Source organism: Clostridium sp. CM74B_53 (assembly GCF_036318045.1).
Taxonomy (GTDB): Bacteria; Bacillota; Clostridia; order Lachnospirales; family Lachnospiraceae; genus Pilosibacter.
Map to the genome: position 1 here is coordinate 85,801 of NZ_JAWQDE010000006.1, position 23,348 is coordinate 109,148.

General features: G+C 50.3%; 20 protein-coding genes. 11 read left to right on the plus strand and 9 right to left on the minus strand.

Going from position 1 to position 23,348, the window contains the following annotated elements; all coding sequences use genetic code 11:
- Window positions 1-34: 34 nt before the first annotated feature.
- Entirely contained in the window at window positions 35-1,210 is a 1,176-nt protein-coding gene (locus V2546_RS07015) for an amidohydrolase (protein WP_329751926.1), read from the minus strand.
- A 60-nt stretch (window positions 1,211-1,270) separates the two neighbouring features.
- Window positions 1,271-2,485, minus strand: a complete 1,215-nt coding sequence (locus V2546_RS07020; protein ID WP_329751927.1) for a metallophosphoesterase — start codon at window positions 2,483-2,485, stop codon at window positions 1,271-1,273.
- Window positions 2,486-2,607: 122 nt separating this feature from the next.
- Here V2546_RS07020 and V2546_RS07025 point away from each other — a divergent pair, with 122 nt between their 5' ends.
- The gene (locus V2546_RS07025) at window positions 2,608-2,862 is read left to right on the plus strand and encodes a hypothetical protein (RefSeq protein ID WP_215701934.1); all 255 of its coding nucleotides are present in this window, start codon (window positions 2,608-2,610) and stop codon (window positions 2,860-2,862) included.
- A gap of 171 nt (window positions 2,863-3,033) precedes the next feature.
- Here the strand turns inward: V2546_RS07025 and larE are convergent, their stop codons facing one another.
- Window positions 3,034-3,864, minus strand: coding sequence for an ATP-dependent sacrificial sulfur transferase LarE (gene larE / locus V2546_RS07030; RefSeq protein WP_215701933.1), 831 nt, complete (start codon window positions 3,862-3,864; stop codon window positions 3,034-3,036).
- Window positions 3,865-4,197: 333 nt separating this feature from the next.
- Here larE and V2546_RS07035 point away from each other — a divergent pair, with 333 nt between their 5' ends.
- From V2546_RS07035 to V2546_RS07045, 3 genes are all read left to right on the plus strand, one after another.
- The gene (locus V2546_RS07035; RefSeq protein ID WP_215701932.1) at window positions 4,198-5,364 is read left to right on the plus strand and encodes a M20 family metallopeptidase; all 1,167 of its coding nucleotides are present in this window, start codon (window positions 4,198-4,200) and stop codon (window positions 5,362-5,364) included.
- A 32-nt stretch (window positions 5,365-5,396) separates the two neighbouring features.
- On the plus strand, window positions 5,397-6,725 hold the full coding sequence (locus V2546_RS07040; RefSeq protein ID WP_329751928.1) for an MATE family efflux transporter: 1,329 nt from the start codon (window positions 5,397-5,399) through the stop codon (window positions 6,723-6,725).
- Between the two features lie 172 nt (window positions 6,726-6,897).
- Window positions 6,898-8,022, plus strand: a complete 1,125-nt coding sequence (locus V2546_RS07045; RefSeq protein WP_329751929.1) for a M20 family metallopeptidase — start codon at window positions 6,898-6,900, stop codon at window positions 8,020-8,022.
- Between the two features lie 79 nt (window positions 8,023-8,101).
- On the opposite strand, the gene V2546_RS07050 is transcribed toward V2546_RS07045, so the two are convergent.
- Both V2546_RS07050 and V2546_RS07055 read right to left on the minus strand, forming a co-directional pair.
- Window positions 8,102-10,396 carry a HAMP domain-containing sensor histidine kinase gene (locus V2546_RS07050; protein WP_329751930.1) on the minus strand — a complete coding sequence of 765 codons (2,295 nt, stop codon included), beginning with the start codon at window positions 10,394-10,396 and terminating at the stop codon, window positions 8,102-8,104.
- A gap of 11 nt (window positions 10,397-10,407) precedes the next feature.
- The gene (locus V2546_RS07055; protein ID WP_329751931.1) at window positions 10,408-11,103 is read right to left on the minus strand and encodes a response regulator transcription factor; all 696 of its coding nucleotides are present in this window, start codon (window positions 11,101-11,103) and stop codon (window positions 10,408-10,410) included.
- Between the two features lie 675 nt (window positions 11,104-11,778).
- Here V2546_RS07055 and V2546_RS07060 point away from each other — a divergent pair.
- From V2546_RS07060 to V2546_RS07085, 6 genes are all read left to right on the plus strand, one after another.
- The gene (locus V2546_RS07060; RefSeq protein WP_021904038.1) at window positions 11,779-12,348 is read left to right on the plus strand and encodes a glycerol-3-phosphate responsive antiterminator; all 570 of its coding nucleotides are present in this window, start codon (window positions 11,779-11,781) and stop codon (window positions 12,346-12,348) included.
- Between the two features lie 88 nt (window positions 12,349-12,436).
- Window positions 12,437-13,933, plus strand: coding sequence for a glycerol kinase GlpK (gene glpK, locus V2546_RS07065; RefSeq protein WP_142410701.1), 1,497 nt, complete (start codon window positions 12,437-12,439; stop codon window positions 13,931-13,933).
- A gap of 187 nt (window positions 13,934-14,120) precedes the next feature.
- On the plus strand, window positions 14,121-14,834 hold the full coding sequence (locus tag V2546_RS07070; protein ID WP_142410700.1) for an MIP/aquaporin family protein: 714 nt from the start codon (window positions 14,121-14,123) through the stop codon (window positions 14,832-14,834).
- Window positions 14,835-15,047: 213 nt separating this feature from the next.
- Window positions 15,048-16,484 (plus strand): NAD(P)/FAD-dependent oxidoreductase, encoded by a 1,437-nt coding sequence (locus V2546_RS07075; RefSeq protein ID WP_215704464.1) that lies wholly within the window; start codon window positions 15,048-15,050, stop codon window positions 16,482-16,484.
- A gap of 17 nt (window positions 16,485-16,501) precedes the next feature.
- Window positions 16,502-17,770, plus strand: a complete 1,269-nt coding sequence (locus V2546_RS07080) for an FAD-dependent oxidoreductase (protein ID WP_329751933.1) — start codon at window positions 16,502-16,504, stop codon at window positions 17,768-17,770.
- A gap of 3 nt (window positions 17,771-17,773) precedes the next feature.
- On the plus strand, window positions 17,774-18,133 hold the full coding sequence (locus tag V2546_RS07085; RefSeq protein ID WP_118297605.1) for a DUF1667 domain-containing protein: 360 nt from the start codon (window positions 17,774-17,776) through the stop codon (window positions 18,131-18,133).
- 186 nt (window positions 18,134-18,319) lie between these two features.
- On the opposite strand, the gene glgB is transcribed toward V2546_RS07085, so the two are convergent.
- The 4 genes from glgB to V2546_RS07105 form a co-directional block, all read right to left on the minus strand.
- Complete coding sequence (gene glgB / locus V2546_RS07090; protein WP_329751934.1) at window positions 18,320-20,257, minus strand: 1,4-alpha-glucan branching protein GlgB; 1,938 nt, start codon at window positions 20,255-20,257, stop codon at window positions 18,320-18,322.
- A gap of 3 nt (window positions 20,258-20,260) precedes the next feature.
- Window positions 20,261-21,598 (minus strand): alpha-amylase family glycosyl hydrolase, encoded by a 1,338-nt coding sequence (locus V2546_RS07095; RefSeq protein WP_329751935.1) that lies wholly within the window; start codon window positions 21,596-21,598, stop codon window positions 20,261-20,263.
- Window positions 21,599-21,603: 5 nt separating this feature from the next.
- On the minus strand, window positions 21,604-21,834 hold the full coding sequence (locus V2546_RS07100) for a YaaL family protein (protein ID WP_118297602.1): 231 nt from the start codon (window positions 21,832-21,834) through the stop codon (window positions 21,604-21,606).
- A 174-nt stretch (window positions 21,835-22,008) separates the two neighbouring features.
- Window positions 22,009-22,344 (minus strand): ArsR/SmtB family transcription factor, encoded by a 336-nt coding sequence (locus V2546_RS07105; RefSeq protein WP_118531285.1) that lies wholly within the window; start codon window positions 22,342-22,344, stop codon window positions 22,009-22,011.
- 671 nt (window positions 22,345-23,015) lie between these two features.
- Here V2546_RS07105 and V2546_RS07110 point away from each other — a divergent pair.
- Window positions 23,016-23,282, plus strand: coding sequence for a hypothetical protein (locus tag V2546_RS07110; protein WP_142410695.1), 267 nt, complete (start codon window positions 23,016-23,018; stop codon window positions 23,280-23,282).
- The last annotated feature ends 66 nt before the right edge of the window (window positions 23,283-23,348 follow it).

Below are 23,348 nucleotides of genomic sequence, written 5' to 3' on the forward strand. Positions count from 1 at the left end.
CTTTGCCGATATGACAGCCGCTTTTACTATACGGTTACATCTGCCCTGTCACGCGCAGGTACAGCCCAAGTTCCATCTCAAGCGCCTCTGAAATTCCGCGCTCATCTAACTGGAAATGGCAGTTATGGTGCGGGGAAGAGGTAATCGGGCGTTCAGGATCGGCCATTCCGATCTGGAAGTAGGCACCCGGCTTCTCAAGAAGATAGTAGGCAAAATCCTCTCCGCCAAGGGCATCCGGGCGCTCGTAGACGGTATATCCGAGGTCCCTTGTGACGCTGCGGACCGTTTCGATCTCCTCCGGCACGTTGATGGCTGCCGGATAGCCCAGAGTCGTGGTCACATCGCAGGTGAGGCCGAATCCGGCGCAGATCCCCCTGCTGATGGAGTGGATGGAGTCAAAGACTTTGTCGATCAGGTCATTGTTTAAAGTGCGGACATTGCCGCCGAGAGTCACAGTGTCTGTGATGATATTCGGATACTGGCCGCCATTTATATAGGAAACCGTAAGAACACCGCCTTCCAGCGGATTCTTTTTCTCAGCCAGGATCTGGTTTAAAGCAGATCCGACCATGCAGGCCACGGGGACCGGGTTCAGGGCATTCTGCGGATAACCGCCATGACCGCCCTTTCCATGGATCTTCACTTCATAAATACCGATCGCGGCGGAATACGCCCGGGGAGTCACAGCGATGGTGCCGAGCGGAAACGCGGAAGCGCAGTGGAAACCATAGACGAGATCGACATCCTTCATGACACCTTCCTCGCAGAGCGCCTTAGCACCTCCTGGGAGCTTTTCCTCGGCTGCCTGAAAGATCAGCTTCACAGTTCCACGGACAAGCTCAGGATGGGCTGTGAGGACTTTCGCGAAGGTTAAAAGGACTGCTGTATGGATATCGTGTCCACAGGCATGCATAACGCCGGGAACCTCGGACTTAAACGGGAGATCATTTTCTTCCTCCACCGGAAGCGCGTCGATGTCCGCGCGGAACGCGATGCATGGACCGGTTTTTTCACCTTTTATGACAGCGACCGTGCTGGTTCCGGAGATCCCTTCCATCAGCGGGACGCCCAGGGCATTCAGGGTGCTGCGGATGTAAGCGGCAGTGTCTGTCTCCTGAAAGGAAAGCTCCGGGTGTCGATGCAGGTAACGGCGTATTTCAATCAGTTCTTTTTCATAAGGGCTTGTGATGGACTTGACAAATTCTTTCATATAAGACCTCCGTTTTTCTCGTTTATACTATTTATAGGAACAACTTATCGGAACAACAGCTTATTGGTCTGTGGCTGGATCAAACGACACATTTGCGATCACGACTTCATTGTTAGTCCCGACCCGCATCGCCGGTCCCCAGACACCGGCACCGGAGGTGACAATAGATGTCATAGACCCCTTTTTCAGGACTCCGCAGGCATTTTCCCAGAGAAAATGGACCACAAGGTTTGCCGGAAACATCTGACCGTCATGGGTATGGCCGGAGAGGTCCAGATCGACACCGGCATCGGAGGCTTCTGACAATTCTCCCGGCTGGTGATCCATGACGATGATGGGAAGTGAGGGATCGAGAGGTTCGGTGATCTCAGCAAAGGTTTTCCGCGGGAGCTGTTCTTTTTTTGCCATATCCTTATCCCGGCGGCCGACAAGATAGAATGCATTATTGATGCAGACGGTCTCGTCCTCCAGCATCGTGATACCGGCGTGGTGCAGAAATTCCGTAAACCGTCCGTCCCGGACGATCGTTTCCTTCTGTGGAAATGTGAATCCGGCGAGGATCTTCTCGCTTACGTCATGGTTGCCCCAGCAGGCGTATGTGCCGTACCGGCTCTTGATACCGGATAGAATGTCGGCCACCTTATCCGGGTCCTTGATCGCGTCGTAATCATTGTCGAAGAGATCTCCGGCAATGCAGACGAGATCGACATTTTGGGAGTTTATGGTGTCTACGATCTTTCTTACATGGGACTTCGTGGAGTTGTATCCAAGGTGAAGATCCGCGATCAGGGCGATCTTAAGTCCCGGAAGAGAAGAACTCTTTTCGATGACGACCGGATCCTGCCGCACATAGACCCGTCTTGCATGCAGGACACCGTAAATGCTGACCATAAGGATCAGGCCAATGGCAAAGCCGCCAAAAATCACGAGATTTTTCGGCATGGTATGCAGCATGGCCGGATACCGGTATTTCATAAAGAAGGAATGGCCGGTGACACGGCGGATCACGTCGAAGGTGATGATAAAAAGCAGGATATATTCCAGAGTGCCGAGCCAGTAGTTGCTGATCACCCGGAGAAAATGGTGAAGTGGTTCTTTTGTGATCAGAAATCCGGTCAGCGGGCTGACGGCAAAAAATAGATAGAGGACTGTGACAGGGATCCTGAAAAACAGTGAATGAAGCGCCGGGGAGCAGGAATCCGCCCAGGCGTAGAGCCATAAAAGAATGTATGCCTGAAATAACAGGTAGATCGGAGATAAAAATACAGCTAACATGAGATACTCCTGATGCTTCGTGGACAGGAATGGTGTATAATGATTCCTGTACAAGTGGTTTATGGTGTAAGTATAGCGAACACTTTAGCAATTTGCAATGGAAAAGAAGAAAAGAGGTTGTTATGATCGATCTGACAGGAATGATCTCCATTCCGTATTTAAAGAAAACAGTATTTACCGGAAGTGAAAAGGGAACGAATTTTATGATCCGGAAGATCAGCGGAGAGGAAGGCGAGCCGGATAAGATTCAGGCGGTCACCTGGCCGGGGCCGTTTATTTTTTCTGTGACGGAAGATGAAAAAAAGACGTATCAGGAATTTGAGTTCAGCGAGGACGGGATCAAAGCGGCAGTAGCGTGGCTGAATGAGGTGACATAGAGAGAAATCCTGTATACAAAAAGGCCCGGAAGTTTCCGGGGTGAAAAATATTTTAAGAGCGAGTATGACCGGTGAAGTTAAGCCGGTTATACTCGTTCCTTGTTTTATAGACTTTAGCTGATCTGCGTATACAGAGCATTAGATCTGATGTACAGATGTGGGAGACGTTCCCTACATCGACGGTGTTCTCGCCACAAGATCCAGTGTCACATCCTTAAATCTCTGCTTTAAGAGCGCGCAGATCTCCTTCCGCTGCTCCATAAGCTTCGGGATCATGTCCTCGGTGAGCTGGAGCTTCGCACACCACGGCGCGTCGGGGTTTGTATCACCGGCAGCAGGATCCGGGTACACGCGGACGCGGAAGTCACGGAATCCAAGGTCGGAGAGGGATTTCTCCGCCCATTCCACATCCTTTAATACAGAAGATTCGATGGAAATTCCCGATGGAACTCTCGTCGCAAGACAGGCGTAGGCGGGCTTGTTCCATGTAAATAATCCGGCATTTCGGGAGTATTCCCGGAGTGCCGTTTTTGTCACTCTGGAAAGGCGCAGCGGGGACAGTACCTTCATTTCTTTTAAAGCGCGCATGCCCGGGCGGTCACCGGCGTCATCGGAGGCATTCGTTCCGTCCATGATCTCGGTAAAGCCGTCCTCCTTTGCGGCTTTCAGGATTCCGCTGAATACCTGATTCTTGCAGTAGTAACAGCGGTCTTTCGGATTGCTCTTTACGACTTTATCCGTCAGCACATCAAAGGGCAGGACCGTCATGTCCGCGTGTAACGATTCAGCGAGAAGCTTCGCGTCATCTAACTCAAATTGCGGCTGGAACGGAGTGGAGACATAGTAGGCATGTACATTTGCTCCGCAGGCCTTTGCGGCATAGAGAAGATAAGAGGAATCCGTTCCGCCGGAAAAAGCAAGAGCGATGGTAGAATGCTCCGCAAAAAATTCCCGGAGTGCGGCCGGAACGCAGTCTATGGAAACGTTGATCGTGTTGTTCATAAGGAATTCTCCGTCCTTTCATATTCTCAAGTTGAACGTCCGTGAGACTTGCCGCGTGATTCTGGTCAGAGAAGTTGACATATTCCTAACAGAATCACTGCGCATCCTCGCGGAGCGTTTATCTTAGCAGCCTCGTACGGGCGGCCATATCTTCATAGTAAAATGGTAGGTTTAATTTACTCATTATAATTCGCAGAGACGCAGAAGTCAAGCGTGTAACCGGGAAGGTGTTACCGTCGGGCGGAATTCCCGATTTTTATAGATTTTCAGTATTTTCATTTCAGTATGTTTGTTATATCATAGATGAATAAAATGACAAGGAGGATGCAGGCTATGGAAGACAGAGAACTAATCGTGAAGACATCCGCGTATATAGACCGTCACAGGGACGAGATGCTGTCGCTATGGGAAAAGATCGTTTCTATCGAAAGCGGAACCCCGGATAAAGAGGGCGTTGACCGGGTAGGTGCGGTCTTAAAGGATGAACTGGAAAGTGCCGGAGTGGAGACAGCTGTGATCCCGATGGAACGTTTCGGAAACCTCCTGACAGGCGTATGGCATAAAGAGGCAGCAGGCCAGCCCATCGTCCTGATCGGACACATGGACACGGTATTCGCGAAAGGCACGCTGGAGAAAAATCCGTTCCGCATCGATGAGAACGGAAATGCCCACGGACCGGGAGTTCTGGATATGAAGGCGGGACTTGTGATCGCTGTCTATATTTTAAAAGCGCTCCATGAATATGGATATGGGAAACGCCCGATCCGCGTTGTCTTTGCGGGAGATGAGGAGAACGGACACCGTCAGACAAATGCGGAGTCAGAGATCCGGAAACTCTGCGCGGGATGCGCGGCGGCATTCAACTTTGAGACGGGATTTATCGATGACGGACTCGTTGTCGGAAGAAAAGGTTCCTGCCGTGTGACACTCACCGTTCACGGAGTCGCGGCCCATGCTGGAAATGATCCACAGCGCGGAAGAAACGCAATTTTGGAGATGGCGCATAAGGTCATCGAGATCCAGAAACTTCATGACTTTGAACATGGACTTTTTGTGAATGTAGGTGTGATCCAGGGCGGAACGGTTGCAAACGCAGTGGCTGCGTCCTGTGAGGTTGGAATCGATATCCGCTACGACAGCTTTGAGCGCCTTGAGGAAACACTTCAGACGATCAAAAAGATTGCGGAGACGAGAACTGTCCCGGACACGACGGCAGATGTGACCTGGACGAAGCCGAGTACGGTAATGCTGGTATCGGAGAAAAATCTGGAGCTTTTCCGCCATGTCCAGAAGGCGGCAGACATGATCGGTTACGGAAAGCTGCAGACAAAGAAAGTCGGCGGATGGTCCGATTCCTGCCTGGCTGCGGCGGAAGGCGTTCCGGTAGTTTGCGCCATGGGCGTCAAGGGAGCGAACAATCATTCAATGGAGGAGTATGCGGTAGCTGAGACGCTGTTTTCCAGAGCGAAACTGGCATTGGCTTCCATCATTACGTTTTGACAGACATGAAAGAGACAAGAAAAAAATATGACATGCTGACGGACAATCCGGGAAAATCCCTGCTTTTCTTCGTGCTTCCGATGATACTCGGAAATCTTTTTCAGCAGTTTTACAACATCACGGACTCAGTAGTGGTAGGAAAATTCGTCGGGGAACAGGCGTTAGCGGCGGTTGGCGCATCCTATGCGATCACGAACGTCTTTATCGCCATCGCCATCGGCGGCGGAATCGGAAGCTCTGTGGTGATCTCCCAGTTCCTGGGGGCGGGAAAACTCGCGAAGATGAAGACGGCAGTCTACACGACGATGTTCAATTTCCTTGGGATTGCGGCGTTTCTGGCAGCAGTGGGGATCCTGTTCAACAACCGGATCCTGAATCTCGTCAACGTACCGGAGGATATCTTCTCCGACGCGGCGCTGTATCTGGCGATCTACTTTATCGGACTGCCGTTCCTGTTCATGTATAACGTTCAGGCATCGATCTTCAACGCGTTGGGAGATTCAAAGAAGCCGCTGTACCTTCTGATCTTTTCTTCCCTGTTAAACATCGCGTTGGACATGATCCTTGTGATCGTTTTCAAGCAGGGTGTCCGGGGCGTTGCGCTGGCGACACTGATCGCACAGGGAATCTCGGCGGTGATCTCCTTCCTTCTTTTGATGCGGAAGCTAAAGGGGTATCCTGCCGAGGAGCCGGTGCGTCTCTACAGCGGAGAGATGGCGGTCTCCATGGTGAAGATCGCCGTTCCGTCCACGCTGCAGCAGTCCATCGTACAGATCGGAATTTTGCTGGTCCAGTCTGTGATCAACAGCTTCGGCTCCACGGCAATCGCCGGATACTCCGCAGGCATGCGGATCGAGTCCTTGAGTATCGTGCCGATGTTGGCCATGGGAAATGCTATGTCAACCTTCACAGCCCAGAATATGGGGGCTGGAAAGATCGACCGGGTGAAGGAAGGTTACCGGATGTGCTATGTGATCGTCCTGACGGCGGGTGCTGTGCTCTGCGTGATGTACCAGCTGGCAGGAGGCGCATTCGTGTCCCTGTTTCTTGACAGCGGCAGCAGTGAGGCATACTCGGTGGGACTCAGTTATGTGAAGTTCTTATCGTTTTTCTACTCGTTTATCGGCCTCAAGGCGTCCACGGACGGTCTGCTGCGCGGCGCAGGTGATGTGACGGCATTTACGGTGGCAAACCTCGTGAATCTCGCGATCCGTGTCAGCGTGACGAACCTGTTTGCGCCGATTTATGGAATCCAGGTAGCATGGATGGCGGTTCCCCTTGGCTGGGCCGCGAATTATGTGATCTCGTTTGGATGGTATCTGACAGGAAAATGGAAGAAGGTCCGCGTGATAAAGAAGTAATATACGGATAGGAAATCTCCGGACTGAGAAATGCTGTACAAAAGTGCAGGCAGATTTTATGAAATATGAAAAAATAGTTCCGATGGTTCAGATTTGATGTAAAATGAAAACGGATCGATCTGGTTGGCCGGAAGGGCATACAGTATCAATTACAGAAGAAAGGACAGAAATCATGGAACAGAAAATACTTGCTTACTTAAAAGAACATGAGACGGAGATCTTTGAGGACTTAAAATCTCTAGTCCTGACAGAGGCCAGCACTTCAGATATTGAGGCTCTGGCAAAGGTGCGGGAAAAGCTGATCATGCTGATCAAGGAGCGCACAGGAGAGGACAGCTTTGTCTACGAAGCGGAGAACGGACACTGTCCGGTGCGGTTCCAGTATGGAAAGGGTACGGAGAAGATCCTGTTTATCGGTCATTATGACACCGTACATCTCATCGGTGCGCTGAAGTATTATACAGAAGGAAATGAGCTCCACGGACCGGGTGTTTATGACATGAAAGGCGGACTTATTTCCGCGATCTGGACTGTAAAGGCATATAAGGATCTTGGGATCGATCCGGGAAAGAGGCTGGAATTCATCTTTAATGGTGACGAGGAGACCGGAAGTGCTGAGTCCACCGATATCATTTGTGAGCTTGCGAAGGACGCGAAGGCGGCGCTTGTCTGCGAGCCGTGTACAGCGAACGGAGATTTAAAGACAGGAAGAAAAGGCCTTGTCCGTTTTACCGTAAGGATTCATGGAAAGGCATCCCATGCAGGAAATGCCCATAAAGAGGGGATCAACGCCATCGAGGAACTGGCGCATGAGATCCTCGCAATCCAGAAACTGACAGATTACGAGGCTGGAACTACCGTCAATGTGGGCGTTTGCAGCGGCGGTACAAAACCGAACGTTGTCCCGGCAGAGGCAGAGATCGAGATCGACTGCCGTGTAAAGACAGCCGCCGAGGGCGACAGGATCCGCAAGGCGATCAACGAGATCAGGACGACGGTTCCGGGAACCACAAGGGAAGTCATCGAACGGGACAGCAAGATGCCGATGGAGGAGACGGAGGCGAACATGGCGCTCTTTGAGAAGGCGAAGATCTGCGGCGAGAAGGTCGGGCTTAAGTTTTCCCATCAGTTTGTGGGCGGCGGCAGCGATGGAAACGAGGTGTCTGCTCTGGGTATCCCGACCCTTGACGGTCTCGGCGCAGCCGGTGACGGGGCCCACTCCGCAAACGAGTACATCCTGATCGACCAGTATATTCCGAGGATCGCGATGTTGGCTTCGTTTGTGCTGATGATCTGAGAGATTTCAATACATAAGATATAAACAGAGAGCGTATTGCCTAAAAAAGGTGGTACGCTCTCTGTTTATAAGAAGCTATTTAGTTTTTGATCGGAAACGTGATCTGCGCCTTAAACAGGTCGCCATCGATGATCAGCTCGAACTTTCCGCCCTGAAGTGTGGTGAGGTCCTTCGCGATGGAAAGCCCAAGACCGCTACCTTCGGTAGTTCGGGAGACATCACCGCGGACGAATCGCTCGGTCAGCTCATCCGGGCTGATATTTAATGGGTTCGCGGACACATTTTTGATCGTGAAGACAACGTCGGCGCCGTGGTCCTCGATGGTGACGTAGACGCGGGTTCCCTCCAAGGCATATTTAAATGCGTTGTTGTAGAGGTTTTCAAGGACGCGCCATAACCGCCGTCCGTCCGCCTCGATCATGATAACCTCGTTCGGAAGCGTATTGACGAGCTCGAGGTGGCGGATCGCGTATTTTTCCTCAAATTCGCCGGTCGTCTGCTGGACGAGTTCCACGAAGTCGATGCTCGCAATCTCAAGCTTGATATTTCCGGAGCTTGCGCGGGATGCCTCGACAAGATCCTCGGTCAGCGTCTTTAAACGCTGGGATTTCTGATCCAGGACTTCCAGATATTTCTGAACGGTCGGATCTTCGATATGCTGGCGCTTGATGAGGTCCACATAGTTGATGATGGAAGTCAGCGGCGTCTTGATATCGTGGGAGACGTTCGTGATCAGATCGGCTTTCAGGCGTTCGCTCTTTACCTGCTCGGCAAGCGCAGTCTCGAGACCGTCGCTGATGCGGTTTAAACCTTCGGCAAGCTCTGCCTCCAGGCTCGAGAAATCGTTTACGTCCACCTTGTAGCTCGTCTCCCCGGAGGCGAGTTTTTCGATGGCGGCATGGATCTTGTCCGTCTGGTCCGCATTCCGGTAGATAAAGTAGAATACCAGAAGGTTTCCGGCGATCCAGGCGATCATCACGAAGATGAACGGCATGAACTGGAAAACGGAATTTTCATGATGGAAGATCATGAATGCCCCCACGGTGATCATGAATACGTTGTATGCAAGATACAGCACAAAGCCTATTGTGATCCGGTAGCGGAACGTGCTCTCGGAGAGTGTTTCTGTAAGATCATGCAGAAAGCTGTTCTTCCAGAGTGTCTCCGCCTTGTATCTGCGGATCAGGCTGAAGAAGGTCAGGATGACGCAGAAATACAGGTATCCGAAGGCCACCAGCAGGTTCGCGCGGTCCCAGTAATCTGATGTCACTACCAGGTGCAGGAGCTTTGATGTCACCGGCGCCATGATGTGGATGCAGAGGTAGGACACGAATGCCATCAGGAGCAGCATGAAATCCGTTTTTGTCCGGTCAAATGGGTAAAGCGTGATGGTCCGGTCAGAGATCGATGCATGTCCGGACAGAAACAGCAGGAATGCGAAGGTCACGAGGGAACCGGCAAGTCCCGCGATCGTAATATAAAGTCCGTTGGAGAAATTCACGCGGGACTTATTATAGGCGGTATATGCCTGAGCATAGTCATCGTTCGCCTTATAGGATGTGTCGAGACCGATGACCACATAGTAGCTGTTGCCGTTGTACGGGTTATTTTTCGACATCAGCGCCGGGATACTCGGAAAGTTGGATTCGAAGTTCGTCCGGACCGCAAGGTCGTTGGAGTCTCCGGAATAGTAGATATATCTTCCCATAGCCATAATGTCATCGTTGGACATCTCCGGCGCGTTGGTATGGATCTCATAGATCGCATTATTTTTTGAGTAGTACGCCACGCGGAAATAGAGATTCGTAAAGTCGCTCATGAGTCTCGAGTAGATCGAGTAGTAGGAAGAGAAACGCCTTAAGATCTCATACGTCAGGTCCGGCATCGTCGAGAAAGACTGATCCGGGCTCGTTAAGTCTTCCTCAGACTGGTAGCAGCGGTAGCGGACATAGACCTGTTCCTGGTCTTCCTCGGACAGAGTCTCCGGACCGCCCTTTAACGCGTAGTTGTCGGACTCGTCCATGTAGTAGCCCAGGGATTTTCCGTACTGGATAATATCGTCCAGAGTGTAGGATTTCTCACCGCCAGGTCCCGTGGTGACTTCCAGGACGACCTGGGAGTAGTCGACCTCACCGTTTACCTCGAAAATATCCTGATACTGGACATAATCGAAGATATTTGTGATATCTGCCTGGACTTTTTTGCTGAAATCCGGGGACTGTTCAAAGGTCTCCGTCTTGATCCAGTCGAGACCCCGGCCGTAGTTGCTGTTTAAATACATGAACCCGATTCCGACGAGTGTCACGCAGGCAAAGAGAAAGTGAAGGAAGCCGACGAGACGCTTGAAAAATGAGTTTGTCTTTTTTTCTGCCATCTGGACTCTCCTTACTGTTTCTCGATCTTATACCCGACGCCCCAGACGACCTTTAAGTAGCGGGGCTCTTTCGGGTTGATCTCGATTTTCTCGCGGATATGGCGGATGTGGACGGCAACAGTGTTATCTGCGCCAATTGCGTCTTCATTCCAGATTTTTTCGTAAATTTGGTCAATAGAGAAAACCTTCCCCGCGTTCTTCACGAGAAGAAGCAGGATGTTGTACTCGATGGGGGTCAGCTTGATTGGATCTCCGTCGACGGTAACTTCCTTGTTCTCATCGTTGATCATCAGTCCGCCGCACTTGTAGACCTGGGAGCTGCCCTGCTGGTTTAAATTTCCGAGCTGGGTGTAGCGGCGGAGCTGAGATTTTACGCGGGCTACCAGCTCTAATGGGTTAAACGGCTTTGTGATATAGTCGTCAGCGCCGATATTTAAGCCTAAGATCTTGTCGGTATCCTCAGATTTCGCGGAGAGGATGATGATCGGGATACTGCTGGTCTCGCGGACCTTAAGTGTGGTGCGGATCCCGTCGAGACCCGGCATCATGACATCCACGATCATTAAGTTTACTTCATTCTTCTCCAGAAGCTCCAGTGCTTCGTAGCCGTCGTAGGCCTTAATTACATTGAAACCTTCGCCGGTCAGATAAATATTGATCGCCTCTACGATCTGTTTGTCGTCATCGCAGACGAGAATGGTTGGCATAATCGATTCCTCCTCATATCAGACATAATAAAAGATGAAAAATCGTAACTGACCATATTTCCAGTTACGAAAAAATCAAATCAAAGAAAAAATACATCATAATCCAGTATAGCATAAAAATGACGCAAAAACATAAGGAACGTTCTTAAATTTTTATGTAGAAATGTAAAGGGGTGTTACAGTACACGGGTACTCTATGCCCGCGCACTGTAACAGGATTTTGCCGATGCTTCGCATTCCGAATCGGCAAAATCCGCGGCCATAACGGTATCATACGGAATTTTCAGTTCAGAAAATTTCTACCCATGAAAAGTAACAAAGGAGTTACTGTATTGTACAGAATTTTCGATTCAGAAAAGCTTTTGGTACGACGCGGCGCTTTGATGCAGTGACATAGGTAAAAAAATACGAACGTAAAAATTTGTGTATAATGTTGTGAAATAGAAGAATAAATAATCGCGCAAGAGGTTAAAACAATAAAAAAATATAGAAAACTTTGTGAGAATTGTACAAAATATATATTTTAATGTGAAATGGTTGATAATAATTGTGCAATGTGCTATGATTGAGTTAACTTAAAAAAGAAGCCGTGATAGGAGAGCAAAATGTAATCAGCTAACGATTAGCTGTTGCTTGGTGCGCTCCTTTTCTTTTTGAGAAATGGAGAAAAGTTTAGTGAAACATTATTTTTATCAGGCATTGGAAGAAACCCCGATCATCGCAGCGATCAAAAACATGGATGATCTGGAACTTTGCTGTTCTCTGGAAGAGATCCGAGTGGTATTCGTCCTGTTCGGCGATATCTGTACGATCCGGACGATCGTAAAACGCCTAAAGGACGCTGGGAAGATCGCAATCGTGCATGTAGACCTGATCGTGGGCTTAAGCAGCAAGGAGATCGTGGTGGACTTCATTAAAATGTCGACAGAGGCAGACGGGATCATTAGTACAAAGGTCCCACTGATCAGAAGGGGAAATGAACTGAATTTCATAACGGTCCAGAGGTGCTTTTTACTGGATTCCATGGCGTATGAAAATTTAAGACAGCAGCAGCATCAGGTGAAGCCGGATTATATCGAGGTTCTTCCGGGAATCATGCCGCAGGTCATCTCAAAGATGTGTAAGGTGTCGAAAGCGCCGATCATCGCGGGTGGACTGATCTCCGAGAAAGAATCCGTTATGAGCGCCCTCTCAGCAGGAGCGATGGCAGTTTCATCTACGAATCATGAAGTCTGGAAGTTGTGAATAGACTGATAACACAAGCTGTTTCAACGCCGGGAAAAGGGCAGTTGAGATAAAGCATGGGAAAAACTATATTGAAGGAGGAATTGGTATGGCAAAGTATGTAATGGCACTCGACGCGGGGACAACCAGCAACAGGTGTATCCTGTTCAACGAAAAAGGTGAGATGTGCAGTGTAGCGCAGAGAGAGTTTACTCAGTACTTCCCGAAGCCGGGCTGGGTAGAGCACGATGCGGACGAGATCTGGGCAAGTATGCTGGGGGTTGCCGTAGAGGCAATGAATATGATCGGTGCCACCGCGGCGGATATCGCGGCCATCGGTATCACGAACCAGCGTGAGACAACGATCGTCTGGGATAAGAATACCGGAGAGCCGATCCATCACGCGATCGTATGGCAGTGCCGCAGAACATCGGAATACTGCGACACCTTAAAGGAAAAAGGCCTGACCGACAAGTTCAGGGAGAAGACAGGTCTCGTGATCGACGCGTACTTCTCAGGAACTAAGGTAAAATGGCTGCTTGACAATGTGCCGGGCGCAAGGGAAAGAGCGGAGAAGGGCGAGCTGTTATTCGGTACGGTTGAGACATGGCTGATCTGGAAACTTACAAAGGGCGCGGTTCATGTCACAGACTATTCCAACGCATCCCGTACAATGCTCTTCAATATCAATACTTTGCAGTGGGATGATGAGATCTTAGCGGAACTCGATATCCCGAAGTGTATTCTCCCGGAGCCGAAGCCGTCAAGCTGCATTTACGGCGAGACAGATCCGTCTTACCTCGGCGGACCGATCCCGATCGGAGGAGCTGCTGGTGACCAGCAGTCCGCACTGTTCGGACAGACCTGCTTCAATCCTGGCGAGGCAAAGAATACATACGGAACCGGCTGCTTCATGTTAATGAACACCGGTGAGAAGCCGATCTTCTCAAAGAATGGTCTTGTTACAACAATTGCATGGGGCTTAGACGGAAAAGTCAACTACGCTCTTGAGGGCTCTATCTTCGTTGCAGGCGCTGCGATCCAGTGGCTCCGCGATGAGTTAAGAATTATCGATTCCGCACCGGATTCCGAATACATGGCGAAAAAAGTAAAGGATACGAACGGCTGCTATGTTGTACCGGCATTCACAGGTCTCGGAGCTCCGCACTGGGATCAGTACGCGCGCGGAACGATCGTAGGAATCACCCGTGGTGTCAATAAGTACCACATTATCCGTGCGACTCTGGAATCCCTCGCATACCAGGTAAACGACGTTCTGGAAGCGATGAAGGCAGATTCCGGTATCGAGCTTGCGGCTCTTAAGGTTGACGGCGGCGCAAGTGCCAACGACTTCTTAATGCAGACACAGGCCGATATCATCAACGCACCGGTGAACCGTCCTCAGTGCGTAGAGACGACAGCTATGGGTGCCGCTTATCTTGCAGGTCTCGCGGTTGGTTACTGGAGCAGCAAGGAAGATGTCATCAAGAACTGGGCAATCGATAAGACCTTCGAGCCGAAGATCGAAGCCGCTGAGAGAGAAAAACGGATCAAAGGCTGGAATAAGGCTGTGAAATACGCTTACGGATGGGCGAAGGAAGACTAAACGAGATATAAAATGAGGAAAAGGTTTCGGGTAAGAATTGCGGCTTGCAGAGAACGGACTTGAATGGAATAATTACTCAAAGTTGTTGAAACAAAACAGAAAGTTTTGAAAAAACAGAAAACTGTCTCCGGCTTTTGAGGGGAACGAAAGCCGGAGATGCCTAAAACAACAAAAAGGGGGATTTTCTATGCTGCCTTATATTGCAGAGTTTCTTGGAACCATGATGCTTATCATCCTCGGTGATGGTGTTGTTGCAAACGTAAACCTTAACAAGTCCGGAATGAAAGGTGCAGGAGCTGTCCAGATCACACTGGCATGGGGCCTTGCAGTTCTGGTACCGGCATTTATCTTCGGAGAAGCTTCCGGTGCGTCCTTTAACCCTGCGCTCACGATCGCTCTTGCGGTTGACGGAAGTTTCGCATGGTCCATGGTGCCCGGATATGTGATCGCACAGATGGCAGGTGCATTTGTCGGCGCATCGATCGTTTACCTGCTCTTCAAGGGACAGTTTGACGCTACAGAAGATCCGGGAACAAAGCTTGGCGTATTCTGTACAGGTCCGTCGATCCCGAACACTGGATTAAACATTTTAAGCGAAGCAGTCGGTACATTTATCCTCGTTTTCGCGATCAAAGGTATCGGCAATGTAACAGGACTTTCCACAGGTGTTGATAAACTCTTCGTATTCGGAATCATCGTTTCCGTAGGTATGTCCCTCGGCGGACTTACCGGTTACGCGATCAACCCGGCAAGAGACTTAGGACCTCGTCTTGCACATGCAGTCCTTCCGATCAAGGACAAAGGCGATTCCAACTTCTCTTACGGTCTTGTAGTTCCGATCGTTGGACCGATCATCGGTGCGATCGTAGCGGTTCTCCTTTATGGAGCGATTCCGTGGTAGGATAAAAACAGAGGGCTGTGCCCGGTGCAGTGCAGCTTAACAATCAGATAATCATGGCGTGAGATGAGAGAGCCTGACAGGATAACCGCATAAGGGTATGCGTTTACTTGGCGGGCTCTTTTCTCTCAAGGACGGACGCCGCCGGTTCCCCAAGGTTGTGGGATATGGCGGAAAACTTCTAAAAGGGACAGGATGTAAAGGAGTGAACGGTAAATGTATGATGTGATCATAATCGGAGCAGGAGTAGCCGGGGCGGCATCTGCGAGAGAATTGTCGCGCTATCAGGCAAAAATCTGCGTGCTGGAGAAAGAGGAGGATGTCTGCTGCGGTACTTCCAAGGCAAACAGCGCCATTGTCCATGCGGGCTATGACGCGGCGGAAGGCTCCCTGATGGCAAAACTCAATGTACGCGGAAATGAAATGATGGAACAACTGTCGAAGGATCTGGATTTTCCGTTTAAGAGAAATGGTTCACTGGTAGTCTGCCTGCATGAAGACGAGATGCCGGGGCTTGAAGCTCTTTATAAACGAGGAATCACAAACGGAGTTCCGGGCTTAAGGATCTTAAACCGGGAAGAACTTCGGGCAATGGAGCCGAATATTTCCGATGAGGCATGTGCAGCTCTTTATGCGCCCACGGGAGGAATCGTATGTCCGTTTAACTTAAATATCGCGATGGCGGAAAATGCCAACGCGAATGGAGTAGAATTCCATTTTGATACGGAGGTCACCGACTTAAGACCGGTGGAAGACGGCTGGGAGATCCGGACAAGCAAGGGCACGTATAAGACGCGGTATGTCGTGAACGCGGCGGGTGTCTACGCAGACAAATTCCACAATATGGTGAGCAACAAGAAGATCCACATCACCCCAAGACGTGGAGATTACTGTCTGCTCGATAAAACTGCCGGAAATCATGTGAGCCATACGGTGTTTGCTCTTCCCGGAAAATACGGAAAAGGCGTTCTCGTGACACCGACGGTCCACGGAAATCTGTTGGTGGGACCGACAGCGATCGATATCGAGAATAAAGAGGGAACGAACACGACGAGAGAGGGCTTAAATGAGGTTATCACAAAGGCAGAGATGAATGTGAAGAACATTCCGATGCGTCAGGTGATCACTTCCTTCGCAGGACTCCGTGCCCATGAGGATGGACATGAATTCCTGATCGGTGAGCTGGAGGACGCGAAAGGCTTTATCGACTGTGCGGGAATCGAGTCTCCGGGTCTGACAAGCTCCCCGGCGATCGGTGAGATGGTGGCGGATATCCTGAAAGAGAAGATGGATCTCAGGGAAAAAGAGAACTTTATCGCGACGAGAAAAGGCGTTCTGAACCCGAATACTTTAAGCAAGGAAGAACGGCTCCGGTTAATTAAGGAAAAACCGGAGTACGGAAATATTATCTGCCGATGCGAGATGATCACGGAAGGTGAGATCATTGATGCGATCCGAAGACCTTTAGGTGCAAAATCCTTAGACGGAGTAAAACGCAGAACGAGAGCCGGAATGGGGCGCTGCCAGGCAGGCTTCTGTTCCCCGAGAACTATGGAGATCCTTGCGAGAGAATGCCATAAGAGCATGTTTGAGATCACAAAATCCGGCGGAAACTCGCAGATCGTCAAGGGAATCAATAAGGATTCGTTATAAAAGGGAGGTGTCAGAGCATGAAATCGTATGATATTGTGATCATCGGAGGCGGACCGGCGGGTCTTGCCGCTGCAGTTTCCGCGAAGAAAAACGGAATCGAGAGTATTCTGATTCTGGAACGTGACAGGGAGTTAGGCGGAATCTTAAACCAGTGCATTCATAACGGCTTTGGACTCCACACCTTCAAGGAAGAACTCACGGGTCCGGAGTACGCGGGACGGTTTATTAAACAGGCAGAAGAATTAAATATCGAGTATAAACTGAATACCATGGTCATGGATATCAGTGAGCAGAAGATCGTGACAGCCATGAACCGGGAAGAAGGTCTCTTCGAGATCCGGGCGAAGGCAGTGATCCTCGCAATGGGATGCAGAGAGCGGTCGAGAGGCGCTTTAAATATTCCCGGATATCGACCGGCGGGAATCTTCTCTGCAGGTACGGCTCAGAGGCTTGTAAACATTGAGGGATATATGCCGGGACGCGAAGTCGTGATCCTGGGATCCGGAGATATCGGTCTCATCATGGCGAGACGTATGACGCTTGAGGGCGCGAAAGTCAAGGTTGTCGCGGAGCTGATGCCTTATTCCGGCGGTTTAAAGAGAAATATCGTCCAGTGTCTCGATGACTACGGAATTCCGCTGAAGTTAAGTCATACGGTTGTAGACATCAGAGGAAAAGAACGGCTGGAAGGAATTACGCTGGCGCAGGTAGACGGAAAAGGAAAGCCGATCCCGGGAACGGAGGAGGAATACAGCTGTGATACGCTGCTTCTCTCCGTCGGACTGATCCCGGAGAATGAGATATCCAGAGGAATGGGTGTGGACATGAACCCGGTGACATCCGGACCGAAGGTCAATGAGAGTCTTGAAACAAATATTGAGGGAGTTTTTGCTTGCGGAAATGTACTTCATGTCCATGATCTCGTGGATTTTGTATCTGAGGAAGCGGCGATTGCCGGAAAGAATGCGGCATCCTATGTGAAACAGGGCGAGAACCGTTCGACCGGCGGACATGAGATCGTCTTAAATCCGATCGAAGGTGTGCGCTACACAGTTCCGGGAACCATCGATCCGGCGAGAATGGACGAGGAGCTGACCGTCCGCTTCCGTGTTGGCGGTGTCTATAAAAACTGCTATGTGAGTGCGTATTTCGGTGACGAGCGTGTGATCCACAGAAAACGCCCGGTCGTAGCACCGGGTGAGATGGAAGAACTGAAACTTAAAAAAGCGGATCTTTTGAAGTATCCGGATCTGAAGACGATCACGATCAAGATCGAGGAGGCATAGGCGATGGAGGAAAGAAGATTAACATGTATCGGATGTCCGATGGGCTGTCCTCTTGTCGTGACGATGGACGGCGGTGAGGTCGTAAGCGTGACAGGGAATACCTGCAAGCGCGGCGAGATCTACGGGCGGAAAGAAGTGACAAATCCGACGAGGATCGTGACTTCCACTGTGCGGGTATCCGGCGGAAGCATCGATATGGTTTCGGTGAAGACGAAGGAAGATATTCCGAAAGGAAAAATCTTCGACTGTGTGAAAGCGTTAAAGACGGTTGAGGTCGCAGCTCCGGTCCACATCGGGGATGTGATATTGAAGGATGTTGCCGGAACGGGAGTGGACGTTGTGGCGACAAAGAATGTGGAATAGGGTTTATTGCGATCAGTAAATGCAGATGGTATGGGTTATGAACAAGGTGCTGTCCGGCTGGTTTTCATGGAAAATGGACAGTATTTTGGGAAAAGGACCTCGCGGATCCATGATTCAGGATTTTGCGAGGTCCTTTTTTGTCAGAAATTGTCTCACCATTGTGAAGGTGAGACAATTTCTGATATTTTAGTTAAATTTAAAGATCGCAGCCCCATACGCCGGCAGCGGATATGCGAAGGAGTATGGCTGACCATCGCACTCGCTCTTTTTGGAGCGGACGGAGAACGCGTGCTCTCCGCGTTTATAAAGTCCGTGTTCGGAATTCAGGATCAGCGAGTAGGTTCCGGATTTCGGAACACCTACACGGTAATCGTCACGGGCAACCGGAGTGAAGTTGATGATGAATAAGAGATTCTTCTTTCCGGTCTCATCGCGGCGGATAAAACTGAAGATGCTGCGGTCGCCGTCATTTGCGTTGATCCACTGGAAGCCGTTCCAGTCGGAATCGAGCTGCCATAATGCCGGATATTTCTGGTATACATGCAGCAGATCGCTATAATACTTCTGCAGATCTTTGTGGAGCGGCTCGTCGGCGAGATACCAGTCGAGGGCGACTTTCTCATCCCACTCGTGATACTGACCGAAATCCTGTCCCATAAAGAGCAGCTTCTTGCCCGGATGTCCCATCATAAACGTATATCCGGCCTTTAGATTCGCAAACTTGTCACCGTTTAAGCCAGGCATCTTGTTGATCATGGAGCATTTCAGATGGACAACTTCATCGTGAGACAGGGTTAAAATATAATTCTCACTGGTGGCGTATGTGATACCGAAGGTCATCTTGTTGTGGTTGAATTTCCGGAAATACGGGTCGAGTTTCATATACTCCAGGAAATCGTGCATCCAGCCCATGTTCCACTTGAAGGTAAAGCCGAGGCCGCCTTCCTCCGGTGCCTTTGTGACGCCCGGCCACGCGGTGGACTCTTCGGCGATCATCATGGCGCCGGTGAGATGTCCGGTCAGGACGCTGTTTAAGTGGCGGAAGAACTCGATCGCTTCGAGGTTTTTGTTCTCGCCGTATTTATTCGGAACCCAGTTTCCATCGCTGCGGCCGTAATCCAGGTACAGCATCGATGCAACGGCATCCACGCGAAGCCCGTCGACGTGGAAGTTTTCCACCCAGTAGAGGGCATTCGCGATCAGGAAGTTTTTAACCTCATTTTTACTGTAGTCAAAGACCTTTGTGCCCCAGTCCGGATGTTCTCCCTTTCGCGGGTCCGCGTACTCGTAGAGCGGCTGTCCGTCAAAGTCGGCAAGTCCATGGGCGTCTTTCGGGAAGTGAGCCGGAACCCAGTCCAGGATCACGCCGATGCCCTTTTTATGAAGGTAGTTTACGAAGTACATGAACTCCTTCGGAGTGCCGTAACGGGAGGTCGGTGCGTAGTATCCGGTGACCTGGTAGCCCCAGGAACCGTCATAAGGATGTTCTGCAATTCCCATGAGCTCTACATGGGTGTAGCCCATCTTCTTCACATAGTCGGCCAGCTCGTGGGCTGCCTCCATATATGTATAATAACCTTCCTTCTGCGGGCGGTCTTTCTTTCTCCAGGAGCCGAGATGAACTTCGTAGATCGCCATCGGGGATTTTACAGGATCAGCTTTTTTTCTCGCGTCCATCCAGCCTGCATCTTCCCATTTAAAACCGCTGATGTCTTCCGTGATGGAAGCGGTTCCCGGACGGAATTCTGCGTGGACTGCATACGGGTCAGCTTTGAACAGGATCTTTCCATCCTGTGTGGTGATCGCAAATTTGTAGAGTTCTCCAAGGCCGACGCCCGGAATAAATGTCTCATAGATCCCCGAGTCGGCTAACGGTGACATTGGTGCGGCATCCGGATCCCAGCCGTTAAAATCGCCTACAACGCCGACCGCTTTTGCGTGCGGAGCCCAGACGGCAAAATACATGCCGCTTTTTCCTTTATATGTTTTCTGATGAGCACCGAGTTTTTCAAAGATTTTATAATGAGTCCCCTGACCGAAGAGGTAACGGTCCAGTTCGGTGATGAAACCGAGACCGATTTCTTTTGTTTTGGCAGGAGCCTTGGTTTTCTTTGTTCTTGTCATCACTTAAACCTCCTGAAGTTTAAAGATCGCGCCGCCGTTTGCCGGGAGCGTGACGGAAAGTCTGCCGTTTTCAAGGGAGAATGGGATTTCCCCGGGCAGCAGGGATACGGCATCTGAAGCCGCGCATGGCAGCGGGATCGAGATGGATGCCGGCTGCTCATCATTATTGACGGCGGAGATGAGAGTGCCGTGTTCTCCGGACCGGCTGAATGCATACTGCCGGTTGGTGAGGAGAAGTTCTTTATAAGAGCCACTGTGGAATGCGTCATGTTCCGCATGGATCTTTCCGAGCGCCGCGATGTGGGAAATAAGTTCCGGAGCTTTTCCGTCCATGCCGGATAAAGTGAGCGCCGGGCGCAGGACTTCATCGGATGTTCTGGAGCGCTTTCCCTCGATCCCCCACTCGCTTCCATAGTAGATGGAAGGGATTCCCGGAAGTGTAAAGAGAAGCTGGTACACCGGAAAGAGGTTCGCCGGATGATTTAACTTGCTTGCGATCCGGTCCTCATCGTGGTTGTCCACGAAGGTGTAAAGCGATTTCCCGACTGCCTCCAGGCGCCGCACATTGTGGGCAATCTCAAAGTAGTTGTGGTCGTTGTGACCAGAGTAGAGAGCTTTGTGGAGCTCGTAATTTGTGACGGAATGCAGCATTTCCGGATTGACCCAGCGGCTGTATTCGCCGTGGATCACCTCGCCCATGAGCCAGAAGTCCGGTTTCATGGCGGAAGTTTTTTCACGAAGCTCTTTCATGAACCCGAAATCCAGGACATTCGCGCAGTCCAGACGGATCCCGTCGATATCAAAATTGTCGCCCCAGAAGCGAACCGAATCGAACAGATACTGGCGGACATCCGGATTCCATAAATTTAAACACGGAAGTTCGAAATGCCCCTGCCAGGCTTCGTAGCCGAACGGATCGCCAAGAGGACTTCCCCAACCGAAATTGACGCCGCGATACCAGTCTTTATAAGGGGAAGCTTCGCGTTTTTCCCGGATATCCTGAAAGGCGAAAAATTCGCGTCCGGTATGGTTGAAGACACCATCCACCACAACGCGGATCCCGTTTTCGTGGCAGAGCTGCACAAAATGGGCGAAATCCTCGTTTGTGCCCAGGCGCCTGTCGACAAGGCGGAAATCTCTTGTGTCGTAGCCGTGTGTGGATGACTCGAAGAGCGGACCGATATAGATCGCGGAGCCGTTTAAGGCGCGGATATGCGGGATCCAGGTCTCAAGATCACGGAGTCGGTGGGCGGTTTCTGTAAGTGTATTCGTTTTCTCAGCCCCCAGAAGTCCGAGGGGATAAATATGGTAAAAGACAGCCTGTTCGTACCAGGTATGCATGGTTATCAGACCTCCTGAAGCTCCCGTTTTTTCAGGCGTCGGAGAAGAAACTGATACCGGAGCTGCGCAGCGTTTAGCTCATAGATGTAACAGTCGACCAGAGTCGGGTCAACGACCTGTTCGAACTGGTTCTGGGCGGATAGGATCGCCGTTTTGCTGAGTTCGATCTGGCGCTTCAGTTCATTTGTCTCCCGGCTGAATGCCTGTTGGGAAGCTGATTTTTTAGAGAAAAACATCGTATCATACTCCAATTCCTTTATTTCCGGCGCGTATCGCTGCCAGATCCGGGCAGCTGCGCCCCTGTTTTGTCAGATCCTGTCTGCAGACCGGTTTGCCGCACGGCGTGCCTGTCCGCGGAAAGATCTGTGGTTCCTGTAATTGGTAGTATGAGATCCATTCATCCGGAATATTCAGGATTCAGGATATTTTTCAAGCTCTTTCTTTAAGCGGCCGAGCTTATCGATGGCGCTTTTGTTTGTAAGATAGTAGTAATTGCAGACGCCTTTTTTTAAAACATCGATCAGGCCGGTATCTTTTAAGATCTTTAAATGATGAGAGACAGCCGGACGGGAGAGACTTGTCCGGTCTGTGATCTCATTGACGTTCAAACCGGGGATCCGGCTTTCGCCGGTGGTCTGCGTCTCAAAGAGACACTGCAGGATCGTGAGTCTTGTCCGGTCTCCGAGCGCGATGAATAAAGGAATGCACTCTTCGAAGATATCGCCCAGAAGATTGTCTGAGGTCATGAATTCTCTCCTTTCCTGAAGGTTTTGGTTTAAAAATTTAAACTTAATTGCATTTTACCATTTTTCATGAATCACGTCAATGAATTGTTCAACATTTCTGGAAAATGAAAGGTGACATAATAATTTTTGGTGAAAATTGACGAAAAACGTCACCTTGATTTTACGAAAACGAAATTGACTTTCGCTCAAAATTCAGAGATAATAGTGGCACATTCAGAGATGAGTTCTTCATTTCTAAATAGCAGATGTATGACCGGTAGCTTCGCCGGATGCCCGTTTTCAGGGCATGAAATCCTTTTTATGTTACGAAGACCAGTACCGCCAGTCTGGCATCAGTGAAGATATTTTCACAAAGGATCTATATGGAAAAAGTACTGGGAATTCTTCACCTTTTTGAGAAAGGAGATGATCCTGTCATGATATTATTTACGATTTTACTGTCTGCGGCCGTGACGGACTGAAGGTATGGAAAGATCTTTCACATCCAGAGCTTTTTGGGGATCGCAGCCGGGATCGTGTCGGCCTGCATGGGCAACAGAGTGGACGGACAGACACAGATAAACTCTGTGCTCATTCCCGCGGGAGTCTTCGTTCTGCGGTTTGCCGGGACATGCGCTGTGTTTTATCTCTTTTTTCTCTGCCGGATGATCGGCGCGGGAGATATCAAGCTTATGGGGCTGATTGTCGGATTTTCAGGACTCTGGGACGGGATCTTTATCTTAGGTCTTGGATTTGTGATCGCGGCTGTATCTGCAGCCTGCAGGATGACAAGACAGGGAACCGTCTGGCTGCGGTTAGAGAGGATCGCGCGGTTTGCGGTGGAGTCCGGGATCAATGGAAAGATCACGGAATATCCGGGATATTTTGAAAAGGAAAGTCTTATGCGGCTGGGGCCGTATCTGTTCGCGGGCTACTGTCTGTTTCTGCTGATCCGATAGCAGGCAGGACCGCAAGTCTTGAAGGCTGGGAAACCAGTCCTGTCGATCATATGCCGGGTCTGCTCC

Coding starts and splice junctions, on each gene's coding strand:
- V2546_RS07015 (WP_329751926.1), bottom strand. CDS start 1,210: ATGAAAGAATTTGTCAAGTCCATCACAAGCCCTTATGAAAAAGAACTG.
- V2546_RS07020 (WP_329751927.1), bottom strand. CDS start 2,485: ATGTTAGCTGTATTTTTATCTCCGATCTACCTGTTATTTCAGGCATAC.
- V2546_RS07025 (WP_215701934.1), top strand. CDS start 2,608: ATGATCGATCTGACAGGAATGATCTCCATTCCGTATTTAAAGAAAACA.
- larE (WP_215701933.1), bottom strand. CDS start 3,864: ATGAACAACACGATCAACGTTTCCATAGACTGCGTTCCGGCCGCACTC.
- V2546_RS07035 (WP_215701932.1), top strand. CDS start 4,198: ATGGAAGACAGAGAACTAATCGTGAAGACATCCGCGTATATAGACCGT.
- V2546_RS07040 (WP_329751928.1), top strand. CDS start 5,397: ATGCTGACGGACAATCCGGGAAAATCCCTGCTTTTCTTCGTGCTTCCG.
- V2546_RS07045 (WP_329751929.1), top strand. CDS start 6,898: ATGGAACAGAAAATACTTGCTTACTTAAAAGAACATGAGACGGAGATC.
- V2546_RS07050 (WP_329751930.1), bottom strand. CDS start 10,396: ATGGCAGAAAAAAAGACAAACTCATTTTTCAAGCGTCTCGTCGGCTTC.
- V2546_RS07055 (WP_329751931.1), bottom strand. CDS start 11,103: ATGCCAACCATTCTCGTCTGCGATGACGACAAACAGATCGTAGAGGCG.
- glpK (WP_142410701.1), top strand. CDS start 12,437: ATGGCAAAGTATGTAATGGCACTCGACGCGGGGACAACCAGCAACAGG.
- V2546_RS07070 (WP_142410700.1), top strand. CDS start 14,121: ATGCTGCCTTATATTGCAGAGTTTCTTGGAACCATGATGCTTATCATC.
- V2546_RS07075 (WP_215704464.1), top strand. CDS start 15,048: ATGTATGATGTGATCATAATCGGAGCAGGAGTAGCCGGGGCGGCATCT.
- V2546_RS07080 (WP_329751933.1), top strand. CDS start 16,502: ATGAAATCGTATGATATTGTGATCATCGGAGGCGGACCGGCGGGTCTT.
- V2546_RS07085 (WP_118297605.1), top strand. CDS start 17,774: ATGGAGGAAAGAAGATTAACATGTATCGGATGTCCGATGGGCTGTCCT.
- glgB (WP_329751934.1), bottom strand. CDS start 20,257: ATGACAAGAACAAAGAAAACCAAGGCTCCTGCCAAAACAAAAGAAATC.
- V2546_RS07095 (WP_329751935.1), bottom strand. CDS start 21,598: ATGCATACCTGGTACGAACAGGCTGTCTTTTACCATATTTATCCCCTC.
- V2546_RS07100 (WP_118297602.1), bottom strand. CDS start 21,834: ATGTTTTTCTCTAAAAAATCAGCTTCCCAACAGGCATTCAGCCGGGAG.
- V2546_RS07105 (WP_118531285.1), bottom strand. CDS start 22,344: ATGACCTCAGACAATCTTCTGGGCGATATCTTCGAAGAGTGCATTCCT.
- V2546_RS07110 (WP_142410695.1), top strand. CDS start 23,016: ATGGGGCTGATTGTCGGATTTTCAGGACTCTGGGACGGGATCTTTATC.